Consider the following 11,850-nt stretch of genomic DNA (forward strand, 5'->3'; position numbering starts at 1 on the left):
CTAGGAAAGTGGTGAGCGCGCAGGGATTCGAACCCTGGACCTACTGATTAAAAGTCAGTTGCTCTACCGGCTGAGCTACGCGCTCCCGAAGCGGAGCAACTGCCCCTCTGGAAGTGCGCGGACCATATGCAGGGCGATGTTTTCGGTCAACCCAAAAAAACAGCTTTTTTCACATTTTCACCAGAGGTTTTTATGGCTTTGGCAAAAAGGTGATTGGCACGTCATTGCCATCGGGGCTACCACACCGATTAAAATAGATACCGGGCGGTGAGGACATTGTGACGATTGCTGAAATTCCATTTCTGACAGCGCTTGTGGCCGGGACCCTGTCCTTTCTCTCGCCCTGTGTTTTGCCGCTGGTGCCGCCTTACCTCTGCTATATGGCGGGCGTCAGCGTCGAGCAGTTTCGCGGTGAAGCGGTAGCGGTTGACCGGCGGGCGCGCTCGGCGGTGATTTTTTCGGCCCTGTGTTTCACCCTGGGCTTTGCAACGGTCTTCGTGGCGCTCGGGGCGGGCGCGTCCTCCATCGGTATGATGTTGCGTCAGCATCTTGATCTCCTGTCGAAGATTGGCGGCTTGATCATCATCGTTATGGGGCTGAATTTTCTAGGCCTGTTTCGCATCGGGCTTTTGGCGCGCGAAATGCGCTTTGCAGGTGGCGGCAAGCCCGCGACCCTGACAGGGGCCTATGTGATGGGGCTAGCCTTTGCCTTTGGCTGGACGCCCTGCATCGGCCCTGTGCTGGGTGCTATTCTCGCGGTCGCCGCAGCCCGTGACACGGTCGGACAGGGGGCAGTGTTGCTGGCGGTCTATTCGCTGGGGCTTGCCATTCCGTTCTGGATCGCCGCTGGCTTTTCAGGGGCTTTCATGCGGTTTCTCACCCGGTTTCGCCGCCATCTCGGTCTGGTGGAAAAGCTCATGGGGCTGCTTCTGGTCGTAACCGGGCTTGCCTTCATCTTTGGTTTTGTGTCCGATCTGGCGATCTGGTTCCAGCAAAGCTTTCCGATCCTGTCACGGATCGGATAAGTTTTCTGTCCATCACGCCTGATCTCAGAATCGCGATTTGATCTTGTCGCGGATCATCTGCGGAAACGCGCCGAAGCCACAGCCCGGTGCGACGCCTTCGCGCATGGCAAAATGGCGCAGAGGCGACAGGTTTGAGAGAAGATGAATTCCTGCGGCGCGCACCATTTGCACCGGCAGGAAGGACGACAGCAGCGAGCGGTTTAAAAGATCGACGCTGGCGGTGCGGCTCCAGACATCCACCTTGCGGCGGCGATCGAAACGGTCGCCCAGCGTCGAGCCGAGCGGTTTTTGCGGCTCATGCCCGACCAAATCCTCCAGCGCCATGATGTCGCGCAGGCTGAGATTGAGGCCTTGCGCGCCGATGGGCGGGAAAGCGTGCGCTGCCTCGCCTATGAAGACAGCCCGGCCCTTGCCGTAGCGGTTGGCGCTCATGCCTGAAAGCGGCCAGGCCTGGGCCGGTGCCTCGACTGTGACTTGGCCCAGCAGAGACTGCATGCGCGCTTCGACCAGAGCGCTGAGATCGTCGAGCGGCAGGGACGTCAGCCGTTCCGCTTCCTCAGGCTCGACCACCCAGACCAGGCTGGAATGATTGCCTTTGAGCGGCACCTGGGTGAACGGCCCGGTTTCCGTATGAAATTCGGTCGAGACATTATTGTGGGGCAGGGTGTGGGTGAAATTCAGCACCACAGCCGTTTGCGGATAGGACCAGGTCCGCACCGCCACATTGGCCGCGCCGCGTGTCATAGAGTGCCGGCCATCGGCCCCGACCACCAGATCGCATTCGATAACCGTGTTATCGGCAAGTGTTACGCGAGCATTGTCCTGGGAGAAATCAATGGACGCAGCCTGTTGATGCAAAACGGTAAGGTTGGATTCGCGTGCCAGGGCAGCATCGAACACATCGAGAAGATCGCTGTTTTGAAAATTATAGCCGAAGGCGGCCAGCCCGATTTCAGAACTGCGAAACGCGACGGGCGGCGCGCGCAGCAGTCGCTTTGTGCCATCGATGATCTGCATGGTCGAAAGCGCTTCGCCTTGGGATTTGAGCTCTTCCCATAGGCCGAGACGGTCAAGAAAGCGGATGGATTGATCCATCAGAGCCGTGGTGCGGCGATCTTTCGGGCGGGTATCCCCGGCAACCAACGTTACCTTGCGCCCGCGTCGGGCCAGTGCCAGTGCCGCGACGGACCCAGCCAGACCTGCGCCAATTACCGTGACATCGACCGTTTCCATCGTTTTCTCCCTGCATAGGTTCATGTGCAAAATAGGGTGTCGGACGCTGAAAATCCATGGGCTTGCGTGGCGCTAGCGAATGGCATTGTGTCGCGGCATGGCGCTGGAAATCGGGTAAAGCCCGGAAGAAAGGTTGCATTTGGGGCAGATTCGGAGAATATCCCCCAACCGATCAAAGGGGTTTTTACCGGCGGATTATGAAGATTTTCAACTATAAGCGCGTACCCTATGCAGAGATGCGCGCGTTCTCCGTGCATATTCTGACAGCCTCCGGCTCGTTCCTGGCATTTTTGGGCGTCGTCGCTGCGGCGGAACATCGCTTTGTCGATATGTTCTGGTGGCTTGGCCTGGCGCTGGCTGTGGATGGCATTGACGGGCCAATTGCCCGCAAGGTCAAGGTCAAGGAAGTCCTGCCCAATTGGTCCGGCGATACGCTCGATAATATCATCGACTATGTGACCTATGTGCTGCTACCCGCTTTTGCGCTTTACCAGAGCGGTATGATCGGCCAGCCTTGGTCTTTCGTCGCTGCCGGAATGATCGTGGTGTCCAGCGCCATCTACTATGCCGATATGGGCATGAAGACCGACGAATATTTCTTCTCCGGCTTTCCAGTCGTTTGGAATATGATCGTTTTTACCCTGTTCGTCATCGATGCCTCTGCAACGACCGCGATGATTGTGGTCGGCATTTCCGTAGCGCTGACCTTCCTGCCGATCAGCTTTCTGCATCCCGTCCGGGTCAAGCGGCTGCGACCGCTTAATCTGGCGGTGTTCTTCCTGTGGTGCGGACTGGGTGGCGCGGCGTTGCTGATGCATTTCCAAACGCCGTCTTTCCTGGTCATCCCCTTCATTATTAGCGGCATTTACCTCTATGTGATTGGTGGAATTCTCCAGGCTTTTCCGTCGCTTGGCCGCAGTTGAAAACAATGCTCTGCCTTAAAAACGGGCAAGACCCAAAAAATAACCTTTCCGGTAGTTGTAAGCGGCAATAAAACCGGTATCAATACGATCAGCAATCTATACTTCACGCAGGGTCATGACGTGAAGGTGTTGAAATGGTTTAGGTATCCGTTTCGTCTCCTTGTTGTGGATGTTCGTCCCAACCGAGGCGGAGCAAGGGGGTCGAGTGTCGCATAGCAAAGAAGTAGCGCCATCTCCGCTGCTTTCGGTTCGCAGCCTGACGAAGCGATTCGGCACATTTGCCGCCTGCGATGGCATTGATCTTGACATTCTTCCCGGCGAAATCCATGCCCTGCTGGGGGAAAATGGCGCTGGCAAATCAACGCTCGTCAAAATGCTGTTTGGCGTGCTGACCCCGAGCGCTGGCGAGATCCTTTGGGATAACCAGGGTGTCGTGGAGATTGCCTCACCAGCGCAGGCACGCAAGCTTGGTATAGGCATGGTCTTCCAGCATTTTTCGCTGTTTGAAGCGCTGACCGTGGCTGAGAACATCGCCTTGTCCTTGGATCGCTCGGTTTCGATTGGTGAAATCTCCGAACAAGCGCGGACCTTGTCGCTCTCTTACGGTTTGCCGCTCGATCCTTCGGCCCATGTCGCGGATCTTTCTGTGGGTGAGCGTCAGCGGATCGAAATCGTCCGGGCATTGTTGCAAAATCCGAAACTGATCATTCTCGATGAGCCGACTTCGGTGCTGACCCCGCAGGAGGCCGACAAGCTGTTTGAAACGCTGGAAAAGCTGCGGGCCGAAGGGCGCTCGGTGCTCTATATCAGCCACCGGTTGGAAGAGGTGCAGCGCATTTGCGACCGTGCCACGGTTTTGCGCCACGGCAAGGTGACAGGCACCTGCGATCCACGTCAGGAAACCCCGTCCACGCTGGCGCGAATGATGGTAGGCGCGGACGTCATCGGTGTGACGCCGGATGTCGCGGCTCCTGTTGGTGCGGACCTACTCACTGTTCGCAATCTCAGCGTCGATGCACGCACGCCGTTTTCCATGGCGTTGAAGGATGTGTCGCTGAATGTCCGCGCGGGTGAAATCCTCGGACTGGCGGGCGTGGCTGGCAATGGCCAGAGCGAATTGTTCGATGTGCTGTCGGGTGAATATACCGTGCGTGACCATCAGGCCATCCAGCTATGCGGCCAGCCGGTTGGGCGCTTCGGTATCAACCGGCGCCGGTTGATCGGCGCTGGTTTCGTGCCGGAAGAGCGCCATGGCCATGCCGCCGTTACCGGGCTTTCGCTGTCGGACAATCTGCTGTTGGCGCGGCATCGCTCGGATCGTGGGCGTTATGTCTCAGGTCTGTTTGGCCTGATCCGCCACAGCGCCATCAAGTCGTCCACCCGGCAGATTTGCGAGGCGATGGATGTGCGAAAGAGCGGTGAGGACCCGGTCGCCGGATCGCTTTCGGGCGGCAACCTGCAAAAATTCATTGTCGGGCGTGAGCTGGACCGCAAACCGGCGGTGCTGGTCGTCAACCAGCCGACCTGGGGTGTGGATGCCGGTGCGGCCAGCCGTATTCGCCAGGCCCTGATCGATCTTGCGGCGCAAGGCTCGGCGGTGGTGATCATCAGCCAGGATCTGGACGAGATTTTTGAAGTCTCGACATCGATTGCGGCGATTTCGGAGGGCAGGCTGTCGAAAGTCTATCCAAGTGGCGTGATGAACCGCGAGAAGATCGGTCTGTTGATGGGCGGCTTGCATGGTCTGGAGAGCGCCGATGCGCATTGAACTGGAAAAGCGCGCCCGCGCTTCCGGGCTGTTTACGCTGGTCTCACCCTTGCTGGCGCTGGCTTTGACCCTGTTTTTCGGCGGGTTGATGTTTGCAGCGCTGGGCAAGGACCCGTTCTTTGCGCTTTACAGCTTCTTCATTGCGCCGCTCACCGAGGTCTGGTCGCTGCATGAGCTGGCGATCAAGGCGGCACCGCTGATACTGATCGCTGTTGGACTGTCGGTCTGTTATCGCTCGAACAATTGGAATATCGGCGCGGAAGGCCAGTTCACGGTTGGGGCGATTTGCGGGTCGATCATTCCGGTGATCTTTTACGAATGGCAATCGCCGCTGCTTTTGCCGCTGCTTTTGCCGCTGATGATGGTGATGGGCATGATTGGTGGTGCGCTTTACGCCGCCATCCCGGCGCTTTTGAAAACCCGCTTTAACACCAATGAAATTCTCACCAGCCTGATGCTGGTCTATATTGCCCAGTTCATTCTGGATTACCTGGTGCGCGGTCCGTGGCGCGACCCGCAAGGCTTCAATTTTCCCCAGACCCGCGAATTCGTCACGGAGGGCATTCTGCCTGCCATCTGGGAAGACTCAGGACGCGCCCATTGGGGCTTTGTCTTTGCCTTGATTGCGGCTGTCGGCGTCTGGTTGATGATGCGCTATACGCTGAAGGGCTTTGAAATCGTCGTGCTTGGCCAATCGGAACGGGCAGGGCGGTTTGCTGGCTTTTCCTCCAGGGGCATGGTGTGGTTTTCCATGCTGTTTTCCGGCGCCCTGGCCGGTCTTGCCGGGATTTCGGAAGTTTCTGGGTCGATCAATCACTTGCAGCCGTCGATTTCGCCCGGCTATGGCTTTACGGCGATCATTGTCGCGTTTCTGGGCAGGCTCAATCCGCTCGGTATCATTATTGCCGGTTTGGTTCTGGCACTGACCTATCTGGGCGGCGAGGGCGCGCAGCTGGCCATTGGCGTTTCGGATAAGGTGGCGCGGGTGTTTCAGGGGCTGTTGCTGTTCTTCGTGCTCTCCTGCGACACGTTGATTTATTATAGGATCAGGCTGGTGTTTTCCAAAACCCGCTCCTCCGTGGCAGAGGGTGCGAAATGATCCTCGAAGCCATTCTTCTGACGGTTATCACTGCCTCAACCCCGCTGGTTATCGCTGCCCTTGGCGAGCTTGTCACTGAGCGCGCCGGTGTGCTCAATCTCGGCGTCGAAGGCATGATGGTCATGGGCGCGGTTGCCGCTTTCGCGACTGCCTATTCCACCGGATCACCGCTTCTGGGCGTGGTGGCGGGCATTGTCGCCGGGGCAGGATTTTCGCTGCTGTTTGGATTTCTGACGCTGACGCTTGTCACCAACCAGGTGGCTACCGGGTTGGCGCTGACTATTCTGGGGCTTGGCGTGTCCGGCCAGTTGGGTGAGAGCTTTGTCGGTAAGCCTGGCATCAAGCTTCAGGCCATTGAGTTTCCGGTACTGTCGGATATTCCCGTCATCGGCCCTCTGCTGTTTCGGCAGGATCTGATCTTTTATCTGGCGATTGTCCTTGTCATTGGCGTCCACTGGTTCCTGTTTAAAAGCCGGGCTGGGCTGATGCTGCGGGCGGTGGGCGATAGCCCGGCCTCTGCGCATACATTGGGGCTGAAAGTCATCCGCACCCGCTACCTGGCAGTGATGTTCGGCGGTGCCTGTTCGGGGCTGGCCGGGGCGCAATTGTCGCTGGTCTATACGCCGCAATGGGTGGAAAACATGTCGGCCGGTCGCGGCTGGATCGCATTGGCGCTGGTGGTGTTTGCCTCCTGGCGACCGGGGCGCGTGCTGGCGGGCGGCTATCTGTTTGGGGCCGTCACCATCGGCCAGCTGCATGCGCAGGCCTTCGGCATCGGATTGCCATCGCAATTTTTATCAGCACTTCCTTATGCTGCCACCATTGTCGTTTTGATCGCGATTTCGCATAATCGGCGCACGACGTTGATCAATACGCCCGCTTCTCTGGGAAAGCCTTTCGTTCCGGATCGCTGACCCATCGTCTTCACTCTCATGCAATCAGGGGAAACTATGAAAAAACTCGCACTCGCATTTGCGGCCTCCGTCGCCACAATGCTTTCCGTTGCCGGTAGCGCCAGCGCCGCCGACAAGACCAAGATCTGCTTCGTTTACGTCGGCAGCAAGACGGATGGCGGCTGGACCCAGGCTCACGAGCTGGGCCGCCAGGAATTGCAGAAGCATTTCGGCGACAAGATCGACACGCCGTTCCTGGAAAACGTGCCGGAAGGCCCGGATGCTGAACGCGCCATCGAGCGTCTGGCCCGCGAAGACTGCAAGCTGATCTTCACCACCTCCTTCGGTTTCATGGATGCCACCGTCAAGGTCGCCAAGAAATTCCCGAAGGTGAAATTCGAACATGCGACCGGCTTCAAATCGGCTGAAAATGTTGCGACCTACAATTCGCGCTTTTACGAAGGCCGCTACATTTCCGGCGTGATTGCCGGTAAGATGTCAACGAAGGGTGAGGCCGGTTACATCGCCTCCTTCCCGATTCCCGAAGTTGTCATGGGCATCAATGCCTTTGAGCAGGGCGCGAAATCCGTCAATCCGAATTTCAAAATGAAGGTTATCTGGGTCAACACCTGGTTCGACCCCGGCAAGGAAGCCGATGCCGCCAAGGCGCTGCTGGACCAGGGCGTCGATATCCTGACCCAGCACACCGACACCACGGCTCCAATGCAGATCGCGCAGGAGCGCGGCATCAAGGCGTTCGGCCAGGCCTCCGACATGATCGCTGCTGGCCCGACCTCGCAGCTAACAGCCATCAAGGACACCTGGGGCGCTTATTACATCAAGCGCACGCAGGCCCTGCTGGACGGCAAATGGACCTCTGAACAGAGCTTCGACGGCCTGAAGGACGGCATCCTGACCATGGCGCCCTACACCAACATGCCTGATGATGTGAAGAAGCTGGCCGAAGACACCGAAGCCAAGATCAAGTCCGGCGAATTGCATCCCTTCACCGGTCCTGTGAACAAGCAGGATGGCACGGCTTGGCTGAAGGCTGGTGAAAAGGCTGATGACAAGACGCTGCTCGGCATGAACTTCTATGTCGAAGGCGTGGACGACAAGCTGCCGAAGTGATCTTGGCCTGACGGTCCGATCCAGTTAGTTTGAGCCGCTCGGTCAAGGCCGGGCGGCTTTTTTTGCGAACAAGGATCTCAAAACATGCAGCTTCATGGTGTGACGGACCGACTGGATGTTAAGGATTGCGATCTGTCTGGGTCGGAATTTCTGGATGCCAATCTCTCGGGTCTGCGGGTCAATGATGTGAACTTGTCTGGCGCGGAAATTCACGACGCCAATCTGTCCGGCCTGCAAATCGTCGGCTGCCGGATGACTGGCGCCACCATCGATGGGATCTCTGTTGAAGAGCTGCTGGCAGCTTATCGTTCCGTCCATTCGTCAGCCCGTAGCGAAGACGGCTGATATTTCTCCATTTGTAGTTTTCATTCAAGCTGGTAAACAGCGTTCGCCGGTCGCCTTGCCGTGCATGCTGGACCCTATACTGGCTGGAGATACCTGATGAGCCGCACCTGTCTTGCCGTCATTCTCGCCGCAGGCGATAGCACGCGAATGAAATCCGCGATGTCCAAGGTGCTGCATCCGGTGGCGGGCCTGCCGATGATTGCCCATGTGATGCAGGCGATTGCCGCCAGCGATATTGCCGATGTAGCACTGGTCGTCGGGCGCGATGCCGATAAGGTCACACAAGCCGCCAGCATCAAAGGCCTGTCGGTCACGCCCTTCGAGCAGACCGAGCGGCTTGGCACCGGCCATGCCGTTCTAACGGCGCGTGAGGCACTGGCCAGAGGCTATGACGATATTCTGGTGGCCTATGGCGATGCGCCGCTGATTACGCCAGGTCCGCTGCTGGCGGCACGTGCGGCTTTGGCTGACGGCAATGACATTGCGGTGATCGGTTTTCACACTGAAAAGCCGACCGGCTATGGCCGTCTTCTGGTCGAGGACGGTGAATTGGTCGCCATCCGCGAAGAAAAGGATGCCAGCGACGAAGAGCGCAAGGTGACGTGGTGCAATAGTGGCTTGATGGCCATCAATGGGGCGAAGGCGCTGGACCTTCTGGGGCAGATCGGCAATGCCAACGCCAAGGGTGAATATTACCTGACCGATCTCGTCGAAATCATCAGGTCTCTGGGTGGCAAGGCGGTCGCCGTCGATGCGCCGGAAGCCGAGCTGGCCGGGTGCAACAATCGCGCCGAACTGGCGGTGATCGAAAAGCTCTGGCAGGAGCGTCGGCGTCATGAACTGATGCTGTCAGGCGTCTCGATGATTGCCCCGGAAACCGTGTTTTTGGCCTATGATACTGTGCTGGCCCAGGATGTGCTGATCGAGCCGAATGTAGTGTTCGGCCCCGGCGTGACGGTGGAAAGCGGTGCAGTGATCCATGCCTTTTCGCATCTGGAAGGTGCGCATGTGGCGTCTGGTGCCACGGTTGGCCCGTTTGCGCGGCTGCGGCCCGGGGCCAATCTGGGCGAGGGATCCAAGGTCGGCAATTTCTGCGAGGTGAAAAAGGCCGAGATTGGCGCTGGTGCAAAGATCAACCATCTCACCTATATCGGTGATGCCTTTATTGGCGCGGAAACCAACATTGGCGCAGGCACGATTACCTGCAATTACGATGGGGTGAACAAGCATGAGACCCGGATTGGTGCCAACGCCTTTATCGGCTCCAACAGCGCCCTCGTCGCCCCGGTGACGATTGGTGATGGCGCGTTGATCGCCTCTGGCAGCGTGATTACGGATGATGTGCCTGCCGATGCGTTGGCACTTGGCCGGGCGCGTCAGGAAGTCAAACCGGAGCGGGCAAAAGCGATCCGGGAGCGGAATCTTGCAATTAAGGCCATGAAAAAATCCGGTTCGTGATCACGGATATTTTCGTAACGTCACGATATCCAAATTGACCATCCCTGGAATTGAGAAATCCTCTGGAATTGGTAGGACTGGCCTCGCGTAAGCGCGAGAAGGAGAATTGCATGTGCGGTATTGTCGGAATTGTCGGTGACCGGCCGGTTTCGGAACGCTTGGTGGACGCCCTGAAGCGGCTGGAATACCGGGGGTATGATTCGGCAGGCGTTGCGACGCTCGACCATGGCGTGATGGATCGCCGCCGCGCCGAGGGCAAGCTGTTCAATCTGGAAACCAAGCTTGCGCAACAGCCGCTTCCAGGCACAATCGGCATTGCCCATACCCGCTGGGCCACGCATGGCGTGCCAAATGAAGCCAATGCCCATCCGCATTTCGTCGAAGGCGTCGCGGTCGTTCACAACGGCATTATCGAGAATTTTTCCGAGCTGCGCGACGAGCTTGTCGCTGACGGCGCTACGTTCACCAGCCAGACCGACACAGAAGTTGTCGCCCAGCTTCTTGCTCGTTCCCGCCGTCAAGGAATGGATCATAAGGCCGCGATGCTGGCGATGCTGAACCGGATTACCGGTGCCTATGCACTGGTGGTGATGTTTGCCGATGATCCGACCCAGCTTTTCGCCGCCCGGTTCGGCCCGCCGCTGGCCATCGGCCATGGCAAAGGTGAAATGTTCCTGGGCTCCGACGCCATCGCCCTGTCGCCTTTCACCAACCAGATCACCTATCTAGTCGATGGGGATTTCGCTGTGATTGGCCATCGCAGTGCCCAGATCATGGATTTCGCTGGCAAGCCGGTCAAGCGTATCAAGCAGGTCTCCCAGGGCAGCGCCTATCTGGTCGATAAGGGCAATCATCGCCATTTCATGGAGAAGGAAATCTATGAACAGCCGGAGGTGATCTCCCATGCGCTGGCGCATTATGTCGATCTGGCTGCCCATACGGTGAAGAGCGATGTGATCGGCCTGGATTTTGCGCGCCTGCGCGGGCTGGCGATTTCGGCCTGCGGGACGGCCTATCTGGCGGGTCTGATCGGCAAATACTGGTTTGAGCGCTATGCCCGCCTGCCTGTCGAAATCGATGTCGCATCCGAATTCCGTTACCGGGAAATGCCGCTGTCGCCGGATCAGGCGGCGCTGTTCATTTCGCAATCGGGTGAAACTGCCGATACGCTGGCCTCGCTGCGCTATTGCAAGGAGGCAGGGCTGAAAATCGGCGCTGTCGTCAATGTGCAGGAATCGACCATTGCCCGCGAGGCCGATGCGGTCTTTCCAATTTTGGCCGGGCCGGAGATCGGCGTTGCCTCCACCAAGGCTTTCACCTGCCAGCTCGCCGTCATGGCTTCGCTGGCGATTGCCGCCGGGAAGGCGCGTGGCCTGATCGGCAACCAAGAAGAAAAGGAGATGGTGCGGCATCTGTCCGAACTGCCGCGCATCATGAGCCGGGTGGTCAACCTGATCCAGCCGCAGATGGAAAGCCTGTCGCGGGACCTGTCGAAATTCAAGGACGTGCTCTATCTCGGTCGCGGCACCAGCTATCCGCTGGCCTTGGAAGGGGCGCTGAAGCTCAAGGAGATTTCCTATATTCATGCTGAGGGCTATGCCGCAGGCGAGCTGAAGCATGGCCCGATTGCGCTGATCGATGAAAACATGCCGGTCATCGTCATCGCTCCGCATGACCGGTTCTTTGAAAAGACCGTCTCCAACATGCAGGAAGTGGCGGCGCGCGGCGGCAGGATCATTTTCATCACCGATGACAAGGGCGCGGCATCCTCCAAGCTTGAAACCATGGCGACCATCGTTCTGCCCGATGTGGCGGAAATCATCGCGCCCATGGTGTTTTCACTGCCAATCCAGTTACTCGCCTATCATACGGCGGTGTTCATGGGCACGGATGTCGATCAGCCGCGCAATCTGGCGAAATCCGTCACGGTTGAGTGATCGATTTATGCACTGCACACCTTGCCTTGGCGGGCAAG

Annotated in this window: 10 protein-coding genes and 1 tRNA gene; 9 read left to right on the forward strand and 2 right to left on the reverse strand. The window is 58.2% G+C overall.

Annotation, left to right across the window (positions count from 1 at the left end; all coding sequences use genetic code 11):
* Positions 1-9: 9 nt before the first annotated feature.
* Positions 10-85, reverse strand: a tRNA-Lys gene (locus AVCG78_RS06315).
* A gap of 193 nt (positions 86-278) precedes the next feature.
* Here AVCG78_RS06315 and AVCG78_RS06320 point away from each other — a divergent pair.
* Positions 279-1,025 carry a cytochrome c biogenesis CcdA family protein gene (locus tag AVCG78_RS06320; RefSeq protein ID WP_015915966.1) on the forward strand — a complete coding sequence of 249 codons (747 nt, stop codon included), beginning with the start codon at positions 279-281 and terminating at the stop codon, positions 1,023-1,025.
* Between the two features lie 24 nt (positions 1,026-1,049).
* Here the strand turns inward: AVCG78_RS06320 and AVCG78_RS06325 are convergent, their stop codons facing one another.
* A complete protein-coding gene (locus AVCG78_RS06325) occupies positions 1,050-2,258 on the reverse strand; it encodes a UbiH/UbiF family hydroxylase (RefSeq protein ID WP_071206680.1) in 1,209 nt (402 codons plus the stop codon).
* Between the two features lie 197 nt (positions 2,259-2,455).
* Here AVCG78_RS06325 and pcsA point away from each other — a divergent pair, with 197 nt between their 5' ends.
* From pcsA to glmS, 8 genes are all read left to right on the forward strand, one after another.
* Positions 2,456-3,181, forward strand: coding sequence for a phosphatidylcholine synthase (gene pcsA, locus AVCG78_RS06330; protein ID WP_015915968.1), 726 nt, complete (start codon positions 2,456-2,458; stop codon positions 3,179-3,181).
* Positions 3,182-3,350: 169 nt separating this feature from the next.
* Positions 3,351-4,949, forward strand: coding sequence for an ABC transporter ATP-binding protein (locus tag AVCG78_RS06335; RefSeq protein WP_071206679.1), 1,599 nt, complete (start codon positions 3,351-3,353; stop codon positions 4,947-4,949).
* Positions 4,939-6,048, forward strand: coding sequence for an ABC transporter permease (locus AVCG78_RS06340; protein WP_071206678.1), 1,110 nt, complete (start codon positions 4,939-4,941; stop codon positions 6,046-6,048). The genes AVCG78_RS06335 and AVCG78_RS06340 overlap by 11 nt, the downstream gene beginning before the upstream one ends.
* The gene (locus AVCG78_RS06345; RefSeq protein ID WP_071206677.1) at positions 6,045-6,962 is read left to right on the forward strand and encodes an ABC transporter permease; all 918 of its coding nucleotides are present in this window, start codon (positions 6,045-6,047) and stop codon (positions 6,960-6,962) included. Before AVCG78_RS06340 ends, AVCG78_RS06345 begins: the two co-directional genes overlap by 4 nt.
* A gap of 36 nt (positions 6,963-6,998) precedes the next feature.
* Positions 6,999-8,072 carry a BMP family ABC transporter substrate-binding protein gene (locus AVCG78_RS06350; RefSeq protein ID WP_071206676.1) on the forward strand — a complete coding sequence of 358 codons (1,074 nt, stop codon included), beginning with the start codon at positions 6,999-7,001 and terminating at the stop codon, positions 8,070-8,072.
* Positions 8,073-8,156: 84 nt separating this feature from the next.
* Positions 8,157-8,417 carry a pentapeptide repeat-containing protein gene (locus AVCG78_RS06355; RefSeq protein WP_071206675.1) on the forward strand — a complete coding sequence of 87 codons (261 nt, stop codon included), beginning with the start codon at positions 8,157-8,159 and terminating at the stop codon, positions 8,415-8,417.
* Between the two features lie 96 nt (positions 8,418-8,513).
* Complete coding sequence (glmU, locus tag AVCG78_RS06360) at positions 8,514-9,875, forward strand: bifunctional UDP-N-acetylglucosamine diphosphorylase/glucosamine-1-phosphate N-acetyltransferase GlmU (RefSeq protein WP_071585112.1); 1,362 nt, start codon at positions 8,514-8,516, stop codon at positions 9,873-9,875.
* A gap of 110 nt (positions 9,876-9,985) precedes the next feature.
* On the forward strand, positions 9,986-11,812 hold the full coding sequence (gene glmS / locus AVCG78_RS06365; RefSeq protein ID WP_071206673.1) for a glutamine--fructose-6-phosphate transaminase (isomerizing): 1,827 nt from the start codon (positions 9,986-9,988) through the stop codon (positions 11,810-11,812).
* Positions 11,813-11,850: the final 38 nt, after the last annotated feature.

It is taken from the genome of Gillisella vitis, from assembly GCF_021559775.1.
Classification (GTDB): Bacteria; Pseudomonadota; Alphaproteobacteria; order Rhizobiales; family Rhizobiaceae; genus Allorhizobium; species Allorhizobium ampelinum.

Bases quoted from the DNA above. Each gene is read 5' to 3' on its own strand.
- AVCG78_RS06325 (WP_071206680.1), bottom strand. From the start codon at position 2,258: ATGGAAACGGTCGATGTCACGGTAATTGGCGCAGGTCTGGCTGGGTCC.
- pcsA (WP_015915968.1), top strand. From the start codon at position 2,456: ATGAAGATTTTCAACTATAAGCGCGTACCCTATGCAGAGATGCGCGCG.
- AVCG78_RS06335 (WP_071206679.1), top strand. From the start codon at position 3,351: ATGTTCGTCCCAACCGAGGCGGAGCAAGGGGGTCGAGTGTCGCATAGC.
- AVCG78_RS06340 (WP_071206678.1), top strand. From the start codon at position 4,939: ATGCGCATTGAACTGGAAAAGCGCGCCCGCGCTTCCGGGCTGTTTACG.
- AVCG78_RS06345 (WP_071206677.1), top strand. From the start codon at position 6,045: ATGATCCTCGAAGCCATTCTTCTGACGGTTATCACTGCCTCAACCCCG.
- AVCG78_RS06350 (WP_071206676.1), top strand. From the start codon at position 6,999: ATGAAAAAACTCGCACTCGCATTTGCGGCCTCCGTCGCCACAATGCTT.
- AVCG78_RS06355 (WP_071206675.1), top strand. From the start codon at position 8,157: ATGCAGCTTCATGGTGTGACGGACCGACTGGATGTTAAGGATTGCGAT.
- glmU (WP_071585112.1), top strand. From the start codon at position 8,514: ATGAGCCGCACCTGTCTTGCCGTCATTCTCGCCGCAGGCGATAGCACG.
- glmS (WP_071206673.1), top strand. From the start codon at position 9,986: ATGTGCGGTATTGTCGGAATTGTCGGTGACCGGCCGGTTTCGGAACGC.